This window comes from Oryzifoliimicrobium ureilyticum (assembly GCF_037199735.1).
Classification (GTDB): Bacteria; Pseudomonadota; Alphaproteobacteria; order Rhizobiales; family Rhizobiaceae; genus Rhizobium; species Rhizobium ureilyticus.
The window spans coordinates 109,599-134,413 of record NZ_JBBBVQ010000012.1 but is presented as its reverse complement, the minus strand read 5'-3'; the positions used below and the strand labels follow the sequence as shown (position 1 = coordinate 134,413).

At 57.9% G+C, this 24,815-nt stretch carries 19 protein-coding genes and 1 pseudogene; 14 read left to right on the top strand and 6 right to left on the bottom strand.

What is annotated here, in order from left to right:
• Positions 1-43 precede the first annotated feature (43 nt).
• From VQ830_RS17135 to lpdA, 6 genes are read left to right on the top strand one after another with little or no spacing between them, the layout of a single operon-like run.
• Positions 44-3,028: a 2-oxoglutarate dehydrogenase E1 component gene (locus VQ830_RS17135; protein ID WP_337269353.1), complete on the top strand. Its 2,985-nt coding sequence runs from the start codon at positions 44-46 to the stop codon at positions 3,026-3,028.
• Positions 3,029-3,038: 10 nt separating this feature from the next.
• Positions 3,039-3,398, top strand: coding sequence for a hypothetical protein (locus VQ830_RS17130; RefSeq protein WP_337269352.1), 360 nt, complete (start codon positions 3,039-3,041; stop codon positions 3,396-3,398).
• The gene (gene odhB / locus VQ830_RS17125; protein WP_337269351.1) at positions 3,388-4,650 is read left to right on the top strand and encodes a 2-oxoglutarate dehydrogenase complex dihydrolipoyllysine-residue succinyltransferase; all 1,263 of its coding nucleotides are present in this window, start codon (positions 3,388-3,390) and stop codon (positions 4,648-4,650) included. The genes VQ830_RS17130 and odhB overlap by 11 nt, the downstream gene beginning before the upstream one ends.
• Before the next feature lie 15 nt (positions 4,651-4,665).
• Positions 4,666-5,079, top strand: a complete 414-nt coding sequence (locus tag VQ830_RS17120) for an MAPEG family protein (RefSeq protein WP_337269350.1) — start codon at positions 4,666-4,668, stop codon at positions 5,077-5,079.
• A 22-nt stretch (positions 5,080-5,101) separates the two neighbouring features.
• Positions 5,102-5,740, top strand: coding sequence for a LysE family transporter (locus tag VQ830_RS17115; RefSeq protein WP_337269415.1), 639 nt, complete (start codon positions 5,102-5,104; stop codon positions 5,738-5,740).
• Positions 5,741-5,800: 60 nt separating this feature from the next.
• Positions 5,801-7,204: a dihydrolipoyl dehydrogenase gene (lpdA, locus tag VQ830_RS17110; protein WP_337269349.1), complete on the top strand. Its 1,404-nt coding sequence runs from the start codon at positions 5,801-5,803 to the stop codon at positions 7,202-7,204.
• A gap of 91 nt (positions 7,205-7,295) precedes the next feature.
• On the opposite strand, the gene VQ830_RS17105 is transcribed toward lpdA, so the two are convergent.
• The gene (locus tag VQ830_RS17105) at positions 7,296-8,372 is read right to left on the bottom strand and encodes a TraB/GumN family protein (RefSeq protein WP_337269414.1); all 1,077 of its coding nucleotides are present in this window, start codon (positions 8,370-8,372) and stop codon (positions 7,296-7,298) included.
• Positions 8,373-8,544: 172 nt separating this feature from the next.
• The gene (locus VQ830_RS17100) at positions 8,545-9,480 is read right to left on the bottom strand and encodes a tyrosine recombinase XerC (RefSeq protein WP_337269348.1); all 936 of its coding nucleotides are present in this window, start codon (positions 9,478-9,480) and stop codon (positions 8,545-8,547) included.
• Between the two features lie 144 nt (positions 9,481-9,624).
• On the opposite strand from VQ830_RS17100, the gene VQ830_RS17095 reads away from it, so the two are divergent.
• The 8 genes from VQ830_RS17095 (at position 9,625) to VQ830_RS17060 (ending at position 18,660) form a co-directional block, all read left to right on the top strand.
• Positions 9,625-10,542: a GNAT family N-acetyltransferase gene (locus VQ830_RS17095; protein WP_337269347.1), complete on the top strand. Its 918-nt coding sequence runs from the start codon at positions 9,625-9,627 to the stop codon at positions 10,540-10,542.
• A 231-nt stretch (positions 10,543-10,773) separates the two neighbouring features.
• The gene (locus VQ830_RS17090; protein ID WP_337269346.1) at positions 10,774-12,990 is read left to right on the top strand and encodes a primosomal protein N'; all 2,217 of its coding nucleotides are present in this window, start codon (positions 10,774-10,776) and stop codon (positions 12,988-12,990) included.
• Positions 12,991-13,066: 76 nt separating this feature from the next.
• Entirely contained in the window at positions 13,067-13,456 is a 390-nt protein-coding gene (locus VQ830_RS17085; protein ID WP_337269345.1) for an AGROH133_08824 family phage infection protein, read from the top strand.
• 255 nt (positions 13,457-13,711) lie between these two features.
• A complete protein-coding gene (locus VQ830_RS17080; protein ID WP_337269344.1) occupies positions 13,712-14,278 on the top strand; it encodes a F0F1 ATP synthase subunit delta in 567 nt (188 codons plus the stop codon).
• Positions 14,278-15,807, top strand: coding sequence for a F0F1 ATP synthase subunit alpha (gene atpA, locus VQ830_RS17075; protein WP_337269343.1), 1,530 nt, complete (start codon positions 14,278-14,280; stop codon positions 15,805-15,807). Before VQ830_RS17080 ends, atpA begins: the two co-directional genes overlap by 1 nt.
• Positions 15,808-15,832: 25 nt before the next feature.
• A complete protein-coding gene (locus tag VQ830_RS17070; RefSeq protein ID WP_337269342.1) occupies positions 15,833-16,717 on the top strand; it encodes a F0F1 ATP synthase subunit gamma in 885 nt (294 codons plus the stop codon).
• Positions 16,718-16,741: 24 nt separating this feature from the next.
• Complete coding sequence (gene atpD, locus VQ830_RS17065; protein WP_337269341.1) at positions 16,742-18,178, top strand: F0F1 ATP synthase subunit beta; 1,437 nt, start codon at positions 16,742-16,744, stop codon at positions 18,176-18,178.
• A gap of 74 nt (positions 18,179-18,252) precedes the next feature.
• Positions 18,253-18,660 carry a F0F1 ATP synthase subunit epsilon gene (locus VQ830_RS17060; protein WP_337269340.1) on the top strand — a complete coding sequence of 136 codons (408 nt, stop codon included), beginning with the start codon at positions 18,253-18,255 and terminating at the stop codon, positions 18,658-18,660.
• Between the two features lie 321 nt (positions 18,661-18,981).
• On the opposite strand, the gene VQ830_RS17055 is transcribed toward VQ830_RS17060, so the two are convergent.
• The 4 genes and pseudogenes from VQ830_RS17055 to fdhF all read right to left on the bottom strand — a co-directional run bounded on the left by VQ830_RS17055 (position 18,982) and on the right by fdhF (position 24,811).
• Positions 18,982-20,631: an OFA family MFS transporter gene (locus VQ830_RS17055; RefSeq protein ID WP_337269339.1), complete on the bottom strand. Its 1,650-nt coding sequence runs from the start codon at positions 20,629-20,631 to the stop codon at positions 18,982-18,984.
• 224 nt (positions 20,632-20,855) lie between these two features.
• Positions 20,856-21,098 (bottom strand): annotated as a pseudogene (locus VQ830_RS17050) (formate dehydrogenase subunit delta); the annotation flags it as partial.
• Positions 21,088-21,918, bottom strand: a complete 831-nt coding sequence (fdhD, locus tag VQ830_RS17045; protein WP_337269337.1) for a formate dehydrogenase accessory sulfurtransferase FdhD — start codon at positions 21,916-21,918, stop codon at positions 21,088-21,090. The pseudogene VQ830_RS17050 and the gene fdhD, both read right to left, overlap by 11 nt.
• Positions 21,919-21,928: 10 nt before the next feature.
• On the bottom strand, positions 21,929-24,811 hold the full coding sequence (gene fdhF / locus VQ830_RS17040) for a formate dehydrogenase subunit alpha (RefSeq protein ID WP_337269336.1): 2,883 nt from the start codon (positions 24,809-24,811) through the stop codon (positions 21,929-21,931).
• Between the last annotated feature and the right edge of the window lie 4 nt (positions 24,812-24,815).

Genomic DNA, 24,815 nt, shown 5'->3' with positions numbered 1-24,815 from the left:
TCATCAACGTGAGGAGGCGGGCGCGCGGCGTTCGCATATCATCATGGCACGTCAAGAAGCCAACGAGCAGTTCCAGATCACGTCGTTCCTGGATGGCGCGAATGCAGCCTATATCGAACAGCTGTATGCGCGGTATGAAGAGGATCCGTCCTCAGTCGACGACCAGTGGCGCACCTTCTTCAAGGCGCTCGAGGACGATCCAAACGATGTGAAGAAGGCGGCCAAGGGCGCGTCCTGGCGCAAGAAGAACTGGCCTTTGAGCCCGAAGGGCGATCTCGTTTCGGCGCTGGACGGCGACTGGGGCATGGTCGAAAAGGCCATCGAGACGAAGGTGAAAGCCAAGGCCGAAGCTGCCGGAAAGCCGGTTGAAGGTCCCGATATCCTCCAGGCAACGCGCGATTCCGTTCGCGCCATCATGATGATCCGCGCGTATCGCATGCGTGGCCATTTGCATGCAAAGCTCGATCCGCTTGGCCTTGCTGCCCCTGTTGAGGATTACAAGGAACTTTCTCCGGAATCCTACGGCTTCACTGAAGCCGATCTCGACCGCAAGATCTTCATCGACAACGTGCTCGGCCTTGAATACGCGACCGTGCGCGAGATGCTTCAGATCCTCGAGCGCACCTATTGTTCGACGCTGGGCGTCGAGTTCATGCATATTTCCAATCCGGACGAAAAGTCCTGGATTCAAGAGCGTATCGAAGGTCCTGACAAGGGCGTCGCCTTCTCGCCAGAAGGCAAAAAGGCCATTCTCCAGAAACTGGTCGAAGCCGAAGGCTATGAGCAGTTTCTCGACGTCAAGTTCAAGGGCACGAAGCGTTTTGGTCTTGATGGCGGCGAGTCGCTCATTCCGGCGCTGGAACAGGTCCTGAAGCGTGGCGGACAGCTTGGCCTTAAGGAAGCCGTGTTCGGCATGGCGCACCGTGGCCGTCTCAACGTGCTTTCACAGGTCATGGGCAAGACGCACCGCGCTATTTTCCATGAATTCAAGGGCGGCTCCTATGCGCCTGACGATGTGGAAGGCTCGGGCGACGTCAAGTACCATCTCGGCGCATCTTCGGACCGCGACTTTGATGGCAACAAGATCCACGTCTCGCTGACGGCCAACCCTTCGCATCTTGAAATTGTCGATCCCGTCGTCATGGGCAAAGCCCGCGCAAAGCAGGATATGCGCGCAACCGTCTTCGACGGCGATGTTATCCCGCTTTCAGAACGCGCCAAGGTCTTGCCGCTGATCATCCACGGCGATGCGGCTTTTGCCGGTCAGGGCGTCGTTGCTGAAATTTTAGGTCTCTCCGGTCTTCGCGGTCACCGTGTTGCCGGCACCATGCATGTGATCATCAATAACCAGATCGGCTTTACGACGAACCCCGCGTTCTCGCGCTCTTCGCCCTATCCATCTGACGTTGCCAAGATGATCGAAGCGCCGATCTTCCACGTCAACGGCGATGATCCGGAAGCGGTTGTCTATGCTGCGCGCATCGCGACCGAGTTCCGCATGAAGTTCCACAAGCCGGTCGTGCTGGACATGTTCTGCTACCGTCGCTACGGCCACAACGAAGGCGATGAACCATCCTTCACGCAGCCGAAGATGTACAAGGTCATTCGTGGCCATAAGACTGTTCTGCAGCTCTATGCCGAGCGTCTGATCGCCGAAAGCCTTGTTACCGAAGGCGAACTCGAAAAGATGAAGGCCGACTGGCGTGCCAATCTCGAGCAAGAGTTTGAGGCCGGTCAACACTACAAGCCGAACAAGGCTGACTGGCTGGACGGTGAATGGTCCGGTCTGCGTGCCGCCGACAATGCCGACGAGCAACGTCGCGGCAAGACAGCGATGCCGATGAAGACACTCAAAGAGATCGGTCGCAAGATCTCGACGATCCCGGAAGGCTTCAAGGCGCATCGCACGATCCAGCGTTTCATGGAAAACCGTGCGCAGATGATCGAAACCGGCGAGGGAATCGACTGGGCCATGGCGGAAGCGCTGGCTTTCGGCTCGCTTTGCCTTGAAGGTCACAAGATCCGTCTGTCTGGCCAGGACTGCGAGCGCGGCACATTCTCGCAGCGCCATTCCGTTCTTTACGATCAGGAGACCGAGGAGCGCTATATCCCGCTCGCCAATCTTTCGCCGAGCCAGGCTCGTTACGAAGTCATCAACTCGATGCTTTCGGAAGAAGCGGTCCTCGGCTTCGAATATGGCTATTCCCTTGCGCGTCCAAATGCGCTGACGCTCTGGGAAGCCCAGTTCGGCGATTTCGCGAATGGTGCGCAGGTCGTGTTCGACCAGTTCATCTCGTCGGGCGAGCGCAAGTGGCTGCGTATGTCCGGTCTCGTCTGCCTTCTGCCGCATGGCTACGAAGGTCAGGGACCGGAGCATTCCTCGGCACGTCTTGAACGCTTCCTGCAGCTTTGCGCAGAAGATAACATGCAGGTTGCAAACTGCACGACGCCGGCAAACTATTACCACATCCTGCGCCGTCAGCTGAAGCGTGACTTCCGCAAGCCACTGATCCTGATGACGCCGAAGTCTCTTCTGCGTCACAAGAAGGCTGTTTCCACTTTGGCCGAGCTTGCGGGCGAATCTTCGTTCCACCGCTTGCTTTGGGACGATGCCGAAGTGATCAAGGACGGCCCGATCAAGCTCCAGAAGGACAACAAGATCCGCCGCGTCGTCATGTGCACCGGCAAGGTCTATTACGATCTACTGGAAGAGCGTGAAAAGCGCGGCATCGACGACGTCTATCTGCTGCGTATCGAACAGCTCTATCCATTCCCGGCAAAGGCGCTCATCAACGAGCTTTCGCGCTTCCGCAATGCCGAGATGGTCTGGTGCCAGGAAGAGCCGAAGAATATGGGCGCTTGGTCGTTCATCGACCCTTATCTCGAATGGGTATTGGCCCATATCGATGCCAAGTATCAGCGCGTTCGCTACACAGGACGCCCGGCCGCAGCATCGCCTGCGACGGGTCTGATGTCGAAGCATCTTGCTCAGCTGGCCGCATTCCTTGAGGATGCGCTCGGCGGCTAAGGGGCTCTCGATGGCTTATTTTGTTCCCCGGCTGCAGCCGCCGCGATCACGCTTTCCACAGGATGGGACAGCGCGGGAAATGGCAGCGCTGCAGAGGCATTCAGACGACTTGCGCCAGGTGGCAGCGGCAAAGACAGCCGCTGCCGTTAGGCCTATGCTGGATGGCGAGGGGTCTTGGGGATCGGTCATCGTTGACGTCAAACATGGTCAGGAAGTTCAAGTGTTGGTCGATGACGATTCACTCCGTCACGCCGACCCTCGTTTCCGACAGGATCTACTCACCATACCACCTCTCATCTTGCGGCCGCATCCGGCGGTAAACGCGGGCTTATCATCACAGGCACATCAGGATTTGAAACATGGCCACTGAAATTCGCGTACCCACTCTTGGCGAGTCCGTCAGCGAGGCGACCGTCGGCACCTGGTTCAAGAAGGTCGGCGATGCCATCAAGGCTGACGAGCCCATTCTTGAACTTGAAACAGACAAGGTAACGATCGAAGTGCCAGCGCCGGCATCCGGCACATTGGCGGAAATCGTTGCGCAGGCTGGCGAGACCGTTGGTCTCAACGCATTGCTGGGCCAGATCGCCGAGGGCGGCGTGGCCGCCGGCGCCGCCGCTGCGCCGGTCGCTTCAAAGCCGGAAGCTGCTGCCCCGGCTCCGGCTGCACAGCCGGCAGCGGCTGCTGCTCCAGCCGCTCCTGCTGCGGCAGGCTCCACGGCAACCAGCATGCCGCCTGCTCCCTCAGCTGCCAAGATGCTGGCTGAAAACAACATGTCCGCTGATCAGGTTGATGGCAGCGGAAAGCGTGGTCAGGTCCTGAAGGGCGACGTTATTGCCGCCGTCGCAAAGGGAATTTCGGCACCAGCCGCTGCCGCACCCGCGCCTGCTGCAGCACGCGGCCCCTCAACGGTTGAAGATGCTGGCCGTGAGGAACGTGTGAAGATGACGCGTCTTCGCCAGACGATTGCCCGCCGTCTGAAGGACGCGCAAAACACGGCGGCTATGCTGACCACCTACAACGAGGTGGATATGAAGGCCGTCATGGATCTTCGTGCCCGCTACAAGGACGTGTTCGAAAAGAAGCACGGCGTAAAGCTCGGCTTCATGGGCTTCTTCACCAAGGCTGTCACGCACGCCCTGAAGGAACTGCCTGCCGTTAATGCCGAGATCGACGGCACCGACATCATCTACAAGAACTACTGCCATGTCGGCGTTGCCGTTGGCACCGATAAGGGTCTTGTCGTTCCGGTCGTTCGCGATGCCGATCAGATGTCGATTGCGGAAATCGAAAAGGAAATCGGCCGGCTCGGTAAGCTTGCCCGCGATGGCGCGCTGTCCATGGCTGAAATGCAGGGCGGCACCTTCACGATTTCGAACGGCGGCGTTTATGGTTCGCTGATGTCATCGCCGATCCTCAATGCACCGCAGTCCGGTATTCTCGGCATGCACAAGATACAGGATCGTCCGGTTGTCGTCGGCGGTCAGATCGTCATCCGTCCGATGATGTATCTTGCTCTTTCCTACGACCACCGTATCGTCGACGGCAAGGAAGCGGTGACGTTCCTGGTTCGCGTCAAGGAAAGCCTGGAAGATCCAGAACGCCTGGTTCTGGATCTCTAATAGAAAGCAAGTCGCATGGAACCGCTCAGCTCCGAAGCAACTCCTTATTTTATGCTGCTGGCGCTGAGCGTCGTGCTCTTGGTTTTTCATATCGTGCTGCAAGGCATGCTTGCGACGCGCGAGCTCGGCTCCCAATGGAATGCCGGGCCCCGCGACGAGGGACGAAAGCCCCAGTCACCTATTGCCGGACGTGCAGAGCGTGCGTCCAGCAATTACCGTGAGACCTATCCTGCTTTCATCGGGCTCATTCTAGCTTTGATCCTGCGTGGAGATGGATCGGCGCTCGGTCTCATTGGCGGAGGTCTCTGGGCACTTTGCCGGATCGTTTACATTCCGCTGTATCTCGCGGGAATTCCTTACATAAGATCCCTGGTGTGGCTGGGTGCGATTTTGGGTCTTGCGCTCATGCTGGTTGCATTGTTTTTGTAAAGACGGGCGAAAAATGAGCGCGCTGCATCCCTATCTCTTCGAACTTGCTTCCTTGATGGCTGTGTTTTCCTTTGCCATCGTTGCGCCGGGGGCTGATCTTGCCATGGTCATGCGCCAATCTATCCTGCAGGGCAGACGTGCGGCGATCGTCACCAGCATCGGGATCGGGACATCCTTGATGTTCCACGTCACCTATACGATCCTTGGGCTCGGTTTGATCATTTCCCAGTCGATCTATCTCTTCAATATCGTGAAGTGGTGCGGCGTCGCTTATCTCCTATATATCGGCGTCAAATCCTTGCGCGCCGGCAAAACCGAGATGAATGTCGAGGCTTCCAGCAGGGATGAGCCGCCTCAGCAATCCACCATCCGCGCCTTCCTGCTCGGCTTTGCGGCCAATGCGCTCAATCCAAAAGCGGTGTTTTTCTTCCTGTCGATCTTCTCAACAGTGGTCAGCGCACACACGCCGATGCAGGTTAAGTTCGGCTATGGACTGGTGATGGCGACAGCGCTGATCGCCTGGTTCATCGGCGTCAGCCTATTCATGACCACTCCCAAGATGCGCGCCGGATTTTCGCGCGCAAGCCAGTGGATCAACCGCGTCAGCGGCGCGGTCTTTATCATGCTTGGCCTGAAGCTCGCAGCGGAGAAGGCCGGCTAAGTTCTTCCGGAAACTCGAATATCAGTGGCGTTTCAGACGCCAAGAACGAAGGAAATTGTTATGTCTTACGATCTCGTCGTCATCGGTACCGGCCCTGGCGGTTACGTCTGCGCCATCAAGGCAGCGCAGCTGGGCATGAAAGTCGCCGTCGTTGAAAAGCGGGCAACCTTCGGCGGTACCTGCCTCAATATCGGCTGCATTCCTTCCAAGGCCCTATTGCACGCCTCCGAGGTCTTCCATGCGACGCATCATCTCGACACACTTGGCATCGAAGTGTCTGGCGCCTCGCTCAATCTCGGCAAGATGATGGCGCACAAGGATGCGACCGTGAAGTCGAATGTCGACGGCGTCGCCTTCCTGTTCAAGAAGAACAAGATCGACAGCTTTATCGGCACCGGGAAGATTGCCGCTGCCGGGAAAGTTTCCGTAACGGGTGAAGACGGCAAGGTTCAGGAGATCGAGACGAAGAATATCGTCATCGCTACAGGCTCCGACGTTGCCGGCATTCCAGGTGTATCGGTTGACATTGACGAAAAGGTTATCATCTCCTCCACCGGCGGTATCGCTTTGGAAAAGGTACCGGAGCATATGATTGTCGTCGGTGGCGGTGTCATTGGCCTTGAACTTGGCTCCGTCTGGATGCGGCTCGGTGCGAAGGTCACCGTGGTTGAATATCTCGACAACATCCTTGCGGGTATGGACGGCGAAGTTTCCAAGCAGTTCCAGCGCATTCTTGCCAAGCAGGGCATGACCTTCAATCTCGGTTCGAAGGTGACCGGCGTTGAGAAGACCGCAAATGGCGCCAAGGTTCGTTTTGAGCCGGTCAAGGGTGGCGATGCTCAGGAGATCGAAGCGGATGTGGTTCTGGTCGCAACCGGCCGCAAGCCCTATACCGCAGGTCTTGGCCTGGAAGAGGTGGGCGTTGCGCTTGATAATCGCGGCCGTGTCGAAATCGATGGCCACTATCGCACCAACGTGCCCGGCATCTACGCGATCGGCGATGTGGTGAAGGGCCCGATGCTGGCGCACAAGGCGGAAGACGAAGGCGTTGCATTGGCCGAAATTCTGGCTGGCCAGCATGGGCACGTTAATTACGATGTCATTCCCGGCGTCGTTTACACCCAGCCTGAGGTTGCTGCTGTCGGCAAGACGGAAGAAGAGCTCAAGGCAGCTGGTGTCGCCTATAAGGTCGGCAAATTCCCGTTCACGGCCAATGGCCGCGCCCGGGCCATGCAGGCAACGGACGGCTTTGTTAAAATCCTGTCTGACAAGCAGACAGATCGTCTGCTCGGTGCCCATATCATCGGCTTCGGCGCGGGCGAAATGATCCATGAAGCGGCTGTGGTGATGGAATTTGGCGGATCGGCAGAAGATCTGGGCCGTACCTGCCACGCCCACCCCACCATGTCGGAAGCCGTCAAGGAGGCTGCTCTTGCCGCCTTCTTCAAGCCGATCCACATGTAAAACGGTATTCGGCTTCTTTTCGGAAGTCTTCAAAAATTGGCGCTCCAGACGAAAGTCTGGAGCGCTTTTTTATGATAGCTCAACATCCGTCTCAATCGACGGCGGTGACTGTAAAGCCCTCTGCACGCAAGCGTTCGATCAGGCCTTGCTTGCCGGGCAGATGCAGAAATCCGACGGCAATGAGTGCATTTCCCGCCTCCAAGATGGGCTGTGCCCGCTCGGCCATGCGCTTGTTGCGGTCGATGATCACCCGCTGCTCGAAATCGTCATCGCCCTCCGGATCCTCCGGCGATGCGTTGACCGCTTTCAGCATGGGCACGATCGCGCCGGAATTTTCCTGGAGATAGAGATCTGTCATCGTCTCGACGACGTCATTCATCTTGTCGCCAAGCTTAAGCGTATCGATGACCGATTTAAGCTGGGTCTTGTCGGGAACGGAAACCATGGTCTCAGCCTGTTCGATCATGGTCTCAAGGCCCTTGACCACCTTGCCGTCTTTCAAAGCGCTGACGGCGAGCTTCTGATCGAGAAACTGTTTTCCAGCAGCTTTGCGGGCAATTTCACAGGAAGGAACGGAAAGAACGCTCATCAGCATCCAAGGCCGCATGCGCTGTACGGCGGCGGCTGGGATGCCCCGCTTCTTCAAGCCTTCATCGAGCAGGGCAAAGTTGTCTTTTGATAGGAGTGACGCGAGCGTCGTCCCATCGGTGTACATCGTCAAGTCCGGGCGCGCCAAAAAAGCGGCGGCAACCTTCTTTTCATCCAGAATCTCATCCGATTCGATGACAACGGTGTTGGCCTGGCGATAGGCGGACTGCACCTTGTCAGACAGGTTTACAACACGCTCGTCGGTCACATGCATGGTACCGAGCAAGAAGGAGGGCGAGATGCCGGGTTTTTCAATCTTCCATAGAACGCCCTGACCGTTCGGCGTTGCGGCGGCCTCCTGCATGATCTTTTCGTAGCCAGCCGGATCTTTCCCCTTCATTTCAGCAAGAAGATCGACGCCGCGGCATTGCGGTTCTTGCGCGGCGTTTGCAGGCTTGACCGTCACAACGGCGGCTAGCAGCGCCGCGAGAAGAAGCAGATGGAAGCCCGCGATCAGCCAGAGAAGCACATCGCCAGCCTGCCGGCGTCTCAATGTCCGATGTTCGATGGAGAGGCTCATTTCGTTTGTCTCAGCCGGAGTGCGCGCATTGCCGTCTTCAACCGTTGCAGGCGGCTCGGCTAGGACCAGCCATCGACCGCGCCAGATATTTGAAGTCGGCATAGTTTTATCTGCCGAGGCCGTAGGAGCGTTTAAGAAACATGCCTAACGAGCGATTAAAATCGGGCCTTTCTCACGCCCGGGGATGAGCCCGGTCGTAGATCTCCAGTAAGCGGGCCGTATCGACGCCGGTATAGACCTGTGTGGTCGAAAGGCTGGCGTGGCCAAGCAGTTCCTGAATGGTGCGAAGGTCGCCGCCACCTGCCAGAAGATGCGTTGCAAACGAGTGCCGAAGCGCGTGTGGGGTCGCGTTGTCCGGCAGGCCAAGCGCGCTGCGCATTTTCTGCATGGTCCGCTGAACGATGGCGGGCTGGAGCGGGCCGCCGCGTACGCCCCGAAACAAAAGCTCTTCATCAGCCAGATGATAGGGGCAAAGTTTGCGATAATGCTCGACGGCCTGATGAACGACGTTCAGAACGGGCACGAGGCGTGTCTTGTTGCCTTTGCCGACGATCCGTAGCGACGTCGCGCCTCTACGAAGGTCAACTGGAAGGAGCGACAGAGCTTCGGAAATACGAAGTCCGCATCCGTATAGAAGCGTCATGACGGCAGCATCGCGCGCAGCAACCCACGGCTCTTCATGCAGCTGCGCTTCTACACTCGATACGGCAATAGCATCAGTGTCCGACAATGGCTTCGGCAGTGACTTCGGCTGCTTGGGGGAGCGAACCGCAGTGGCGCCCGCCGCGTTGATCAGCCCCTTTTTTTCCAAATGGCGTAGCAAAGAGCGCAGTCCTGCAAGATTGCGCCCGAGCGATCGCGCGCCTGCACCCTCTTTCCTTCGGTTTGCCAGGAAGGCGCGGAAATCCGCAGGCTTAAGAGAACGAATATCGCTAAGGCCGGGTGAACCGCCGAGATGCCCGGCAAGAAAGCCGAGAAATTGACGAGTATCGCGCTCGTACGCGTCCAGCGTATGGCGCGAAAGCCGTCTTTCCCTCTCCAAGTTCTGCAGCCAGGCGGCGCGTTCGGCAAGGAGTGCGGGATCAGCAATAATCAGAATCTCGTTCACGGGGTTGCCTTGATTTTGTCTGCGTTTCCGCCAATTTTGCAGTTGGGTCGTTATAGAATTGCTAATGCTCTCCAAGCATTTGTCATGCTTCGATCACATTCATCGGCTGCGGTAAGGCATCCTATAAAAGAGGCAGAAAGCGGCATGGCAAGACGCCAATCTTCGACGGCAATCGGGCAGCTTGCTGATGCCATCGCACTCGTTTCCCACGGTCGCCCCGGCCATATCGTCGATACCTTGATTGCCGAGCGCGGCCAGCGGATCGTCGGCAGCGCATTCTGGCCGGCCTTGCGCCCTTTTCTCTATGCTCTGCTACGCTACCATCGGGCTATCAAGTTTGCCGATGATGTCGCCAACATGCCCGGCTTTCAATGCTTTGAATATATGAGCGACCTGCTGCAACTCAATATCAGGGTTCGCAACAAAGAGCGCATTCCGGCGTCCGGCGGTTTCATCCTTGTCAGCAATCATCCGACCGGAATTGCCGATGGCGTCGCCGTCTTCGATCTCCTGAAAGACAGGCGCCCTGACATGATGCTGTTTGCCAATCGCGACGCGGTGCGGGTCAATCCCCGATTTGCCGAGATGATCATTCCGGTCGAGTGGCGCGAAGAGTTCAAAAGCAAACTGAAAACGCGCGAAACGCTTCAACTGACGAACCATGCCGTGAAAGAAGGCAAGGTGACGATCCTCTTTCCATCGGGACGGATTGCCTATTGGGCCGATGGCAAGCTGAATGAGCGTCCGTGGAAGACTTCAGCGGTTGGTCTTGCCCGTAAGTATAATCTTCCCATTCTTCCTGTTCATCTGACCGCGCGCAATTCCGGCCTGTTTTACTGGTTTGCAAAGTGGTCGACGGAACTGCGTGACATGACGGTGTTTTACGAACTCTTGAACAAACGCGGCAACCGCTTCGACTTCAATGTTGGTCATCTGATTCCAGTCGATGCCTTGGAAGGCGATACGGCCGCGGTAACGCAGGCGCTCGAGCATCATACTGTGTTTGAGCTTGCTGCCGACGCGGATGCGCGGTTTGCGCCCCTCGCGCTTGAACGAGTGTGAGCAAGGTTCAAACGAGCGCGGCCGAAGCGCTCATTCGCCATTGTGCAAGGCCCTTGGCATCCCTTAATAAGCTCCCATGTTGCTCATCTCTTTCTGTTCTGAATATCGGCTGCGATCCGGGCTTGACCGGCAGGCGATCTGGCCTGCCGCGATCCTTTCGCGTTCAAACGATCTTGATTGCCAGGTTGATCGGCGTTTGTCTTCTGGCACCTCCAGGCGTAGTTCGGCGCGATGAGCAGCGAATCCAGCGATCTCTTCGGCGAAATATTCAAGGCGCCTGCCCTAAGCCGCACCGTTCCTGTCATGGTTCCACTGCCAGCGCCCTCGGCCTATTCCTATGCCGTGCCGGAGGGAATGGCGGTCGAAGCAGGCTCGCTGGTACAAGTGCCGCTTGGGCCGCGCCAGGTGATCGGCGTTGTCTGGGACGGAGAGGGAGATGGTGTCGATCCGAAAAAGTTGCGCCCGATCAGCCACGTCTTCGACTGTCCGCCCCTGACAAAGGAGATGCGCTCTTTCATCGAGTGGGTGGCTTCCTATACGTTGTCACCGCCTGGACTCGTGGCACGGATGGCCTTGCGCGCGCCGAACGCGTTCGAGCCGGAGCCGATGATTGAGGGTCTGCAGTTTGTCGGCGGTTTCCCTGATCGTATGACGCCGGCGCGCGGGCGGGTTTTGGAGGCGGCATCCTCAGCACCGTCCTGGACACGCACGGGACTTGCCCATGCAGCAGGTGTATCGCCCAGCGTTGTCGATGGTTTGATCGCGCAGGGCATCTTCGAAACGATCTTCCTGCCGCCACCCCCGGTGGTTGCAAAGCCCGATCCAGATTATGCCGCGCCTCGGCTTGAAGGTCCGCAGACTTCAGCGGCAGCCGAACTGCGTGAAGAGATCGCCAAGGGCGGCTTTTGCGTATCGCTGATCGACGGTGTCACCGGCTCGGGCAAGACGGAGGTCTATTTCGAAGCCATCGCCGAGACGCTGCGGCGCGGGAAGCAGGTGCTGATCCTGCTGCCTGAAATCGCGCTGACGGCCGGCTTTCTGTCGCGCTTTGAAGCGCGTTTTGGATCCAAGCCCGCCGAATGGCACTCCGATCTCGCCCCGCGCATGCGTGAAAAGGTCTGGCGCCAGGCTGTCATGGGGGAGGTGAGGGTTGTCGCCGGGGCGCGCTCGGCTCTTTTCCTGCCATTCGAAGATCTTGGGCTGATCGTCGTGGATGAAGAGCATGATCCCGCTTACAAGCAGGAGGACCGCATCTTCTACAATGCGCGCGACATGGCAGTGGTGCGAGCCAGGATCGGCCAGTTTCCGGTCGTGCTCGTTTCAGCGACGCCATCGGTGGAAAGCCGTGTCAACGGCCAGTCGGGCCGCTATCGGACCGTTCATTTGCCAACGCGTTTCGGCGATGCGGCACTCCCTGACCTTCATCTTCTCGACATGCGCAGGCATCCACCGGAGCGTGGCGGTTTCCTCTCGCCGCTTCTCGTGCGTGAAATCGGACGAACCAAGGAGAAAGGCGAGCAGTCGCTTTTGTTTCTCAATCGTCGCGGCTATGCACCGCTGACGCTGTGCCGCGTCTGCGGACATCGCTTCCAATGCCCGCAATGTTCGAGCTGGCTTGTCGAACATCGCTTTCGCCAGCAGATCCAGTGCCATCAGTGCGGTTATTCGCAGCCCACGCCAGAAGCTTGTCCCGAATGCGGAACGCTCGATCATCTTGTCGCCTGCGGCCCAGGGGTGGAGCGGATTGCCGAAGAGGTGGAACGGCATTTTCCTGAAGCGCGCACCATCGTGCTTTCGTCCGACATAACGGGCGGCGTCAAGCGGTTGCGCATGGAGCTTGATGCTATTGCCGAAGGCCAGGCTGATATCGTGATCGGCACACAGCTCGTGGCAAAGGGCCATAATTTTCCGCTTATGACTTTGGTCGGTATCATCGATGCGGACCTTGGCCTTGCCAACGGCGATCCAAGGGCTGCGGAGAGAACCTTCCAGCTGTTGTCGCAGGTGACGGGTCGTGCCGGCCGTACCGGCCTTAAAAGCCGGGGACTGATCCAGACCTATCAACCGCAGCATCCGGTGATGCAGGCGATCGTTTCGGGCGATGTCGAAGCCTTTTACGAACGAGAAGTTGTTGAAAGGGAAAGGGCTCATTTGCCGCCTTTCGGACGTCTGGCATCCATTATCGTATCGGCTGAAACGCGCCAGGATGCGGAAGGTTATGCGCGTGCGATGCGCGCCAATGCGCCGCATGCAAGCGGCATCGATCTGCTTGGTCCAGCCGAGGCTCCGCTTGCGCTTGTGCGTGGGCGATATCGTTTCCGGCTGCTGGTTCACGCCCGTCGTCATTGCGATATGCAGGCATTTTTGCGCAAGTTGATGGAAAGCGCGCCGAAAATCCGTGGCACCCTTCATGTGCAGGTCGATGTCGATCCGCAAAGCTTTCTTTAAGCGCGGGCGGCTGAACGGTTTAATATCCGCCGACTTCGTGTCATAAGGCCGCGAGATTTGCTTCCAGGACAGACTGATGGAACTTTACTTTCCGACCGAATTTGGAGAGCGGCTTGCCTTCCTTGCCGCAGCCGTGACAGCATTGCTAGGGCTCTTTATGATGTTTGCCCCCGGCTACGCGCAAAAAATTCAAGGGCTTATGCCAAGGGAAGGGCGGCGTGACGGCTTTGCCGAAACGCGCTCTACCGGCGGATTTTACCTGGGATTTGGCCTGGCGGCGATCTGCCTTGCACAGGATTGGATCTACATGGCGCTCGGAGCCTCCTTCGCGATGGCGGTCTTCGCAAGGCTGATTTCCCTGTTGTCCGATAAGGGCAATACCATCGCAAATTATCTGCTGCTCATCGCGCAGATCGTTTTGGCCGCTTTGCCACTCGGCTATGCCGGGGGATTTTTCGCGAACTGATAGAACCGCCAATCTGGGACGAATGAGACTGTTTTCTCCGTTTAAAGAGTATTTTTAACTGTGAAATGTGCACTAAGGCCACATTCAAGCCATAGGCGTGTTGCGAGTCCTGATATCCTATGTTAGACGGACCCCCGAAATTCGGAATAAGCAAGGGTCTTCCTTGCGGATTTCTGGGGGAAATCATCGCGAATTCAGAGGTATAGGCACCGCACTACCGGTGGCGGGTATCTCGGTTCGAAATCAGGGAAAATTGTGCCCGTGGCAGACACGTCCCAGCTTATTTCTGGTGTCGCAGAACGATATGCCTCGTCGTTGTTCGAGCTTGCCCTTGAAGAAGGTGCGCTTGATGCCGTTTCTTCCGATCTTGGTCGCCTGCAGGCCATGCTTGACGAGAGCGAGGATCTGCGCCGCTTCGTGAGCAGCCCGGTCTTTTCGGCCGATGAGCAGCTCGCAGGCATCTCGGCCCTTTGCGAAAAGGCCGGTATCTCAGGCTTCGTCGGCAACTTCGTTAAGCTGGTTGCTCGCAATCGCCGTCTGTTTGCTTTGCCCGGCATGATCAAGGCCTACCGCGTTATTGCTGCGCGTCATCGTGGTGAGCTGACAGCCGATGTTGTTTCGGCCCATGCGCTCTCCCCCGAGCAAGAAAATGAACTGAAGGCGGCGCTGAAGGGCGTCACCGGGAAAGACGTCGCGGTTTCCGTGACCGTCGATCCTTCGATCCTTGGCGGTCTGGTCGTGAAAGTCGGCTCCCGTCAGATCGATACGTCGCTTCGCACCAAACTTTCTACCCTCAAGCTTGCACTGAAAGAGGTTGGCTGATGGATATCCGCGCCGCGGAAATTTCCGCAATTCTCAAAGATCAAATCAAAAATTTCGGCCAAGAAGCTGAAGTTTCGGAAGTCGGCCAGGTTCTTTCCGTCGGTGACGGTATTGCCCGCGTTTACGGTCTGGACAATGTTCAGGCCGGTGAAATGGTCGAGTTCCCGAACGGAATTCGCGGCATGGCGTTGAACCTGGAAAGCGACAACGTCGGTGTCGTTATTTTCGGTTCCGACCGTGACATTAAGGAAGGCGACACCGTCAAGCGTACGGGCGCCATCGTGGACGTGCCGGTTGGTCCGGAACTGCTCGGCCGCGTCGTTGACGCGCTCGGCAATCCGATCGACGGCAAGGGTCCGATCAACTCGGCCAAGCGTGCACGCGTTGACGTTAAGGCTCCTGGCATCATTCCGCGCAAATCGGTTCATGAGCCGATGTCGACCGGCCTGAAGGCAATTGATGCCCTCATCCCAGTTGGCCGTGGTCAGCGCGAGCTCGTCATTGGTGACCGCCAGACCGGCAAGACCGCTATTATTTTGGACGCCTTCCTCAACCAGAAGCCGATCCACGACAATGGCCCGGAAAACGACAAGCTGTTCTGTGTATACGTCGCCGTCGGCCAGAAGCGTTCCACGGTTGCCCAGTTCGTGAAGGTTCTCGAAGAGCGTGGCGCTTTGAAGTACTCGATCGTCGTTGCGGCCACCGCTTCCGATCCTGCTCCGATGCAGTTCCTGGCGCCATTTGCCGGATGCGCAATGGGCGAATATTTCCGCGACAACGGCCAGCACGCTCTGATCGCTTATGACGATCTGTCCAAGCAGGCTGTGTCCTACCGCCAGATGTCTCTGCTTCTGCGTCGTCCGCCAGGCCGCGAAGCCTATCCCGGCGACGTTTTCTATCTGCACTCGCGCCTGCTTGAGCGCGCTGCAAAGATGAGCGACGAGCGCGGCGCTGGTTCGCTGACAGCTCTGCCTGTCATCGAAACGCAGGGTAACGACGTTTCGGCGTTCATTCCGACCAACGTGATTTCGATCACCGACGGCCAGATCTTCCTTGAAACGGACCTCTTCTATCAGGGTATCCGTCCAGCCGTTAACGTCGGTCTGTCGGTGTCGCGCGTCGGTTCTTCGGCTCAGATCAAGGCGATGAAGCAGGTTGCCGGTTCGATCAAGGGTGAGCTCGCGCAGTACCGCGAAATGGCTGCCTTCGCGCAGTTCGGCTCGGACCTTGATGCTGCAACGCAGCGCCTTCTGAACCGCGGTGCACGCCTGACGGAGCTTCTGAAGCAGCCGCAGTTCTCGCCGCTGAAGACGGAAGAGCAGGTCGCCGTGATCTTCGCCGGTGTCAATGGCTACCTCGACAAGCTGCCGGTTACTTCTGTTGGCAAGTTCGAGCAGGGCTTGCTGTCCTACCTTCGATCCGAAGGTAAGGCGATCCTCGACGCGATCCGCACAGAAAAGGCGATCAGCGACGACACCAAGGCGAAGCTGGTTTCGGCTCTCGACAGCTTTTCCAAGTCGTTCACCTGATCGGCATCAATTAGGAAAATAACGGATGCCTTCACTCAAGGATCTGAAAAACCGGATCGTCTCCGTCAAGGCGACGCAGAAGATCACCAAGGCGATGAAGATGGTCGCTGCGGCGAAGCTTCGGCGCGCCCAGGAAGCGGCCGAAGCCGCAAGGCCCTATTCTGAGCGTATGGCGGCCGTTCTCGCCAATATCGCCGGCGCTGTCAGCGACGCCGACGGCGCTCCGCTGCTGATGACCGGCACGGGCAAAGACCAGGTTCACCTCCTGGTCGTATGCACTGCAGATCGCGGTCTGGCAGGCGGTTTCAACTCACAGATCGCGCGTTTTGCGCGCGACCACATCCGCAAGCTCGTTGCCGAAGGCAAGACGGTTAAGATCTTCACCGTCGGCAAGAAGGGCTACGACATCCTGCGCCGCGAGTTCGGCTCGATGATTATCGAGCGCAAAGAGTTGCGGGATGTCAAGCGGATCAGCTTTGAGACTGCAGACGAGATCGGCCGGCGGTTGATCGAGATGTTCAATGCGGGCGAATTCGACGTTTGCACGCTGTTCTATTCCGAGTTCAAGTCGGTGATCAGCCAGATACCGACAGCCCAGCAGCTTATCCCTGCAACGGCTCCGGCTGTTTCCGAGCAAGACTCCGCTCACAGCAATGCTGTCTATGAATATGAGCCGGATCCGGCCAGCATTCTCGAGGATCTTATCCCGCGTAACATTTCCGTCCAGATCTTCAAGGCTCTGCTGGAGAATGTTGCTGGTGAGATGGGCGCAAAGATGAGCGCCATGGACAATGCGACGCGGAACGCCGGTGAAATGATCAACAAGTTGACGCTGAGCTACAACCGCCAGCGTCAGGCTCAGATCACCAAGGAACTCATTGAAATCATTTCGGGCGCGGAAGCGCTCTGAGACCCAGGGAAAGAGGGTAGAAACATGGCTAAGGCAACCGGCAAAATCACGCAGGTTATCGGCGCCGTCGTCGACGTTGCGTTCGAAGGCGAACTGCCGGCGATTCTGAACGCGCTCGAGACGACGAATGGCGGAAATCGTCTCGTTCTCGAAGTTGCTCAGCATCTCGGCGAAAACGTGGTCCGCACCATCGCGATGGACTCGAGCGAAGGTCTGGTCCGCGGTCAGCAAGTGGCCGACACCGGTGCACCGATCTCGGTTCCGGTTGGCGCTGAGACGCTCGGCCGCATCATGAACGTCATCGGTGAGCCGGTCGACGAACTTGGCCCGGTTACAACGTCCGGCCGTCGTGCGATCCACCAGCCTGCCCCTGAGTATGTCGAGCAGTCGACGGAAGCGAACATTCTGGTCACGGGCATCAAGGTCGTCGATCTTCTCGCGCCTTACGCCAAGGGCGGTAAGATCGGCCTGTTCGGCGGCGCCGGCGTTGGCAAGACCGTTTTGATCATGGAGTTGATCAACAACGTTGCTAAAGCACACGGTGGCTACTCGGTATTCGCCGGTGTGGGCGAGCGTACCCGCGAAGGGAACGATCTTTATCACGAAATGATCGAGTCCAAGGTCAACGTCGATCCGCATGAGAACAACGGTTCTGCTGCCGGTTCCAAGTGCGCGCTCGTCTATGGCCAGATGAATGAGCCGCCAGGCGCTCGCGCCCGCGTTGCACTGACGGGTCTGACCGTCGCTGAGCACTTCCGTGATGAAGGCCAGGACGTTCTGTTCTTCGTGGACAACATCTTCCGCTTCACGCAGGCTGGCTCGGAAGTGTCGGCTCTGCTCGGCCGTATCCCTTCGGCCGTTGGTTATCAGCCGACGCTGGCCACGGACATGGGTGCTCTGCAAGAACGCATCACCACGACGACCAAGGGATCGATCACCTCGGTTCAGGCTATTTACGTTCCGGCCGACGACTTGACCGACCCTGCGCCGGCAACGTCCTTCGCCCACTTGGATGCAACGACCGTTCTGTCGCGCTCGATTGCTGAAAAGGGTATTTACCCGGCTGTGGACCCGCTCGACTCTACGTCGCGCATGCTCGACCCGATGATCATTGGTGAAGAGCATTACGAAGTTGCCCGTAAGGTTCAGTCGACGCTGCAGCGCTACAAGTCTCTGCAGGACATCATCGCGATCTTGGGCATGGACGAACTGTCTGAAGAAGACAAGCTGATCGTTGCGCGTGCTCGTAAGATCGAGCGCTTCCTGTCGCAGCCGTTCCACGTTGCTGAAGTGTTCACCAACGCGCCTGGCAAGCTGGTTTCGCTCGAAGACACGATCAAGGGCTTCAAGGGCCTGGTTAACGGCGAGTACGATCACCTTCCGGAAGCTGCCTTCTACATGGTCGGCGGTATCGACGAAGCGATCGAAAAGGCCAAGAAGCTCACGGCTGCTGCAGCCTGATCTTGATCACGTGGTGCGTCGGCAGGTTCGACGCACTGCTCCTGCATTTTGAGAACATCAAGAAGTGAAGCGTCATGGCTGACAATTTCAATTTCGAGCTCGTTTCCCCTGAGCGTCTGCTTCTTTCGGAGCAGGTAACGGAGGTCGTTCTTCCGGCCACCGAGGGCGAAATGACCGTCATGGCCAACCATGCGCCGACAATGACGACCATTAAGCCGGGCATCGTCAGCGTGCGTAACGCTGCCGGCACGAAGAAAGACTATGTCGTGTTCGGCGGGTTCGCAGATATTCTGCCGACCGGTTGCACGCTGTTGGCAGAATCGGCGATCGCTGTGCAGGATATTGCCAAAGACGAACTGCAGCGTCGTATCGATGCAGCGCGTAAGGAAATGGAAGACGCCGAACATCACGAGCACAAGTCAAAGCTCGAGCACTTCATCATGGAGCTCACGCACCTGCGGGGCGTTGTTCAGCAGGATTGATCTTCTCGCTCGATATCCCATTGCGGATGCGCTCGTCTGTTTCGGCGGGCGCCTTTTCTTTTGTGATGTTCACACATCCAATGTCTTACTGGGCGAGATGAAGTGCTTCAGCAAGCCCACGGGATGACCGGACTCTTCAGCCGTCATTCACATGGCTCTCTCGTGCAAGAGACAATAGTGTCCACTCTCTCGCTTTGCTTTCCTAAGGTGCTGAGCCATGTCTGAGAGCTGCAGGCACCTGCTCCTACTGCATTGTCCCCGCATAAAAAAGAGCGCTCTGTGTTGTCCGCAGAGCGCTCGTGAGATGTCATTTCGTCTTGCTTAGCTGAAGAGCACCAAGCTGCTCTTCAAGGTCATCCAAACGCCCCACAGAAGCGGAATAACGACGACAGCCCAAGCAAGAAGCGCCTTGGCATCAAACTGTCCGGTTCCAATTCCAAAGGACCCCGTTGGACCTGCTGAGGCTGCTGCTGTCTTCGCCTGCAGTTCGGCCACCTCTGCGTCAGACATGAACCACTTGCTGGATAGGGGTCTGACGCAAGCATTGGCAATAAGGCCAAGGGCGAGCATTCCAGCAAGGATGTACATCGTCCCGGAATAGAGAGCAGGACCAGGCGACACGCCGGCCGAGATTTGCGCCTCGCGGATATAGTTGACGACGTTCGGTCCGAAGATACCGGCAACAGACCAGGCAGTCAGGAGTCGGCCGTGAATGGCTCCGACGAATTGTGTCCCGAAGATATCGGCAAGATATGCCGGCACCGTCGCGAAGCCACCGCCATACATCGACAGGATGATGCCGAAGGAAAGCACAAAGAGCGCTTTTGATCCCATTGTCGCGAAGGTTGGCGCAAGAGCGTAAAGAATGATGCCGATGATGAAGAAGCAGAAATAGGTATTCTTGCGGCCCAGGCGATCCGACAGCGAAGCCCAAAAGAAACGGCCGCCGATGTTGAAGAGCGATAAAAGACCTGTGAAGCCGGCCGCAATCGCAGCGATCTGGACCTTCTGTCCGGCGTCGAGCTGTGCGAAGGCCACGCCAGGCTGACCAATCAGAGAACCTGCGAAGATTTCCTGCAGCATTGGCGAAGCCATGCCGAGAACGCCAATGCCGGCCGAGACGTTGAGGCAAAGAACGGCCCAGATCAACCAGAATTGCGGCGTCCGATGCGCATCCCTCAGGTGTACGTGGCGGTTGGTGATCATCGCGCTTTTGGCCGCCGGTGGTACCCAACCTTCAGGGCGCCATCCAGCCGGCGGGATCCGGTAACCAAATGCACCGCCCATCATGAAGATGAAGTAGATGACCGCCATGACGACGAAGGTTTGCCAGACGCCCGGGGAGGTGTCGGTTTTGAAGTGGTTCATCAGAAGGTTGGCAAGTGGCGCTCCAATCATTGCGCCGCCGCCAAAGCCCATGATGGCCATGCCGGTTGCCATGCCGCGCCGGTCTGGGAACCACTTGATCAGCGTCGAAACGGGGGAGATGTAGCCAAGACCGAGCCCGACACCGCCAATGACGCCGGCTCCCAGCCACATCAGCCACAGTTGGTGCGTGGCGACGCCGAGCGCTGCGATCATAATGCCGCCGCACCAGCAGCAGGCGGAGACGAAACCGGCTTTACGAGGCCCGACTTTTTCAAGCCAACCACCCCAAAGAGCAGCCGAACAACCCAAAAGGACGAAGAAGAGAGTGTAGATCCATCCAAGATCGGCCACGCGCCAGTTACAGGACGTGGTCGTGAGTGCTCCGATCAGGCTGAGTTGCGCGCAGCTTGGATCGGTAACCGGCAGCGCCTTGCTGAGCGGAAGCCAGAAGACACTGAAGCCGTAAGCCATGCCGATGCATAGATGAATTGCGAGCGCCGAGGGTGGTACGAGCCAGCGATTAAAGCCGGCACGCGCCACGATCCGCTCTCTGTCGAGTAGTCCTTGCCTAGCAAGCGCACTTGATGTGGTTGCAACTGCCATCCGTTCTCTCCTCCATTATTCCTTAAGAAGAACCCGCTGTCTTTTCCGCATCGGCGCCCGAAATCACAATTGATTTTCGGAACACAGATGTCTCGTTTCAAAGACTTGGCGTGTCCTTTCTCCATCTGTCCGGCAGGACTGCGTGGTGGGCATTGTGGTCACGGCGGCCCATCCTCAGGGCCATCCTGGGACGGGGGTTATTCATGTGCCGATTGTCGGTCTTTCTCCATGGCATTCGAGGCGGGGCGTCTGACCTTTGTGGCTGCCTCTTTCACGAGCGGCAAAAAATCTGTTTCACCGGATTCGATCATGTCCAAGAAACGCAATCGCATGCGCGGCTCCCAGAATTTGTTGATGTGGCTTGCAACGCCGTCCACACGTTCTCTTTCCGGCTGCGACAGGAAAAAGCTCGCGATCTGATTGGCCATTCGAATGAGCTTCTCGTCTGTCGAACTGCTATGCGACATCTTTCTTGCCCTCTGTTGCGATTCTGTCCGGGCGTGTAAAAACCTCGAAATCCCGGCCTCGAGCAATTGCCACCAACGTCATTCCCGCGGCCTCGGCCGTCTTGATGGCAAGCGCAGTCGGTGCCGAGATCGCAATCAGGATCGGGCTGCCGAGGGCAGCCGCCTTTTGCACCATTTCCACCGAAATACGGCTTGTAACGACGATGACGCCGTCTCTTCCTGTCTTTCCTGCGCGCAGGACTGCGCCTGTCAACTTATCCAAAGCGTTGTGGCGACCAACATCTTCCCGCAGCGCCAAAAGTGCACCGGGAGAGCCTGGAAGATAGAAGGCTGCGCCATGCACCGCGTGTGTTTGCCGATTTAGGATCTGGCCCTCGGAAAGAAGGTGGATCGCCTCCGAGATCGCTTCGAGCGATAAGCTCAGCTTCGTATCGGCAACGGATTTGACTTGCCTCGTCGCTTGCTCGATCGATTCGATGCCGCACAGCCCGCAGCCGACAGGCCCCGCCATCCGGCGGCGGCGCGCCGTCAGAGCATCCGCCGTTTCCTCAACAAGGGTGATCTGGACATCGATCCCGTCGCCAGCCTCGATTGGTTCAATGGAGACGATGTCTCCTGCCTTTTCGATAATCCCTTCTGTCAGCGAAAAGCCGACAGCAAAATCCTCGAGGTTATCAGGTGTCGCCATCATGACGGCATGCGTCGAGCCCCGATAGGAAAAGGCAATCGGCACTTCTTCGGGCACCTGACGCGTGGTCTGCATGAGAAGACCGTCGCGATATTGCAGGCTGGAGACAGGCGTGCCGTTCAGGTCAGCCATTCTTCCTCACTTATTCCGCTGCTTCCAGCTTTCCTGAAATCCGGCGCGACTGGCGCGACAGTTCTTCATAGTCCTCTTGCCACTCGGTCGAGCCGTTGGACGGCGAGACCTGAACGGCGGTCACCTTGTATTCCGGACAGTTTGTCGCCCAGTCCGAAAAGTCCGTCGTGATGACATTGGCCTGCGTTCCGGGATGATGGAAGGTGGTATAGACGACGCCGGGTGCAACGCGCGTGGTGATCGTCGCCCGCAATGTCGTATCACCGGAACGGCTTGCAAGCTTCACCCAGTCGCCTTCTTTGATGCCACGCTGCTCTGCATCGTGGGGATGAATCTCCAGGCGATCTTCCTCATGCCAGACCACATTGTCCGTACGACGGGTTTGGGCGCCGACGTTGTACTGAGACAGAATGCGGCCCGTCGTCAGCAGAAGCGGGAAGCGCGGGCCAGTCTTTTCGTCGGTTGCCACATATTCGGTGCGGATGAACTTGCCTTTCCCACGAACGAAGCCGTCGATATGCATGATCGGCGAGCCCTCCGGGAACGCTTCGTTGCAAGGCCACTGCACCGAACCTTTCTCTTCCAGATAGGCGTAGGAGACACCGGCAAAGCTTGGCGTGGTTGCGGCGATCTCGTCCATGATCTGTGAGGGATGCGCATAGGTCCAGCCGAGACCCATGGCGTTTGCCAGGTTTTGTGTGACCTCCCAGTCGGCAAAGCCGGCCTTCGGCGTCATGACCTTGCGCACGCGATTGATGCGTCGCTCGGCATTGGTGAAGGTGCCATCCTTTTCGAGGAAGGTGGAACCCGGCAGGAAGACATGGGCATAGTTAGCCGTCTCATTCAGGAAGAGATCGTGCACGACGACGCACTCCATGGCGGCAAGCCCTGCCGACACGTGCTTTGTATCGGGATCCGATTGAAGAATATCCTCGCCCTGGATGTAGATGCCCTTGAAGGAGCCGTCGACAGCGGCATCGAGCATGTTTGGGATACGAAGGCCCGGCTCCGGGGAGAGCGTGACGCCCCAGAGTTTCTCGAAGATGTCGCGAGTGGCGTCATCGGATATATGACGATAGCCTGGGAGCTCGTGTGGGAACGAGCCCATATCGCACGATCCCTGAACGTTGTTCTGGCCACGCAATGGATTAACGCCAACGCCCGGCCGACCGATGTTGCCGGTCGCCATGGCCAAATTGGCGATGGCCATGACCGTCGTCGAGCCCTGGCTATGTTCGGTCACGCCGAGACCATAGTAAATCGCGCCATCGCCGCCTGTCGCGTAAAGACGCGCAGCACCGCGCACGAGATGAGCGGGCACGCCGGTAAAGACTTCCGTCGCCTCCGGGCTATGCTGTGGCTCGGCGACAAAGGCTGCCCAGTCTTCGAACTCTGACCAGTCGCAGCGCTCACGAATGAAAGCCTCGTTTGCAAGACCTTCCGTGACGATGACATGGGCGAGGGCGGTAAGGACGGCGACATTCGTGCCGGGCTTCAGCGGCAGGTGAAACGCTGCTTCTACATGCGGGGTCCGGACGAGATCGATCCGGCGCGGATCGATGACGATCAGTTTTGCGCCCTTGCGCAAGCGCTTCTTCAGACGCGATCCGAAAACCGGGTGACCGTCGGTGGGGTTGGCACCGATGACGAGCACAACGTCCGAATGTTCGACCGAGTCGAAGTTCTGTGTGCCAGCAGAGGTTCCAAAGGCTTGGCCGAGACCATAACCTGTCGGCGAATGGCAGACGCGGGCGCACGTATCGACATTGTTATTCCCGAAGCCGGCCCGTACCAGCTTTTGTACCAGATAGGTTTCCTCATTCGTACAACGCGACGAGGTAATGCCGCCGATGGAGTCGCGGCCATATTGATATTGGATCCGGCGAAATTCCGATGCGACATGGGCAAAGGCCTCATCCCAGGTGACCTCACGCCAGGGATCGGTGATCTTTTCGCGGATCATTGGATTGAGAATACGGTCCTTATGGCTGGCATAGCCATAGGCAAACCGGCCCTTGACGCAGGAGTGGCCGCGATTGGCCTGCCCATCCTTCCAGGGCACCATGCGTACCAGCTCCTCGCCTCGCATTTCGGCCTTGAAGGAGCAGCCGACGCCGCAATAGGCGCAGGTGGTGACAAGAGAATGTTCTGGCTGGCCGATTTCAATAACGGATTTTTCCGTCAATGTAGCGGTTGGGCATGCCTGAACGCATGCACCGCACGAGACGCATTCCGATTGCAGAAAGGCCTCATGTGCACCTGCGGATACCCGGCTTTCAAAGCCGCGGCCTTCGATCGTTAAGGCAAACGTGCCTTGAACCTCTTCGCAGGCCCGCACGCAGCGAGAGCAGACGATGCATTTCGACGGGTCATAGGTGAAGTAGGGATTGCTTTCATCCTTCGGCATCCACTTTGCGTTCATGCCCCCGTCATTCGACCGTGCTTTGACATGGTTGTCACCGTCATAGCCATAACGCACGTCGCGCAGGCCAACAGCGCCCGCCATATCCTGAAGCTCGCAGTCGCCATTGGCGGCACAGGTGAGACAGTCAAGCGGGTGGTCGGAGATGTAAAGCTCCATCACGCCTTTGCGGATCTGCTTCAGGCGATCGGTTTGCGTATGGACCACGAGACCCGGCGAGACCGGCGTCGTGCAGGAGGCAGGAGTGCCGTTACGCCCTTCGATTTCGATAAGACAGAGACGACAGGAGCCGAATGCGTCCACCATGTCGGTGGCACAGAGCTTTGGAACCTCGATGCCGGCTTCCATAGAGGCGCGCATGATCGAGGTGCCCGCCGGAACGCTGATCTCCCGGCCCTCGATCGTGAGTGTCACCATGTCGGTGGATTTGGAAGCGGGGGTGCCGTAATCGATTTCTGGAACGAGAGGCATGGTT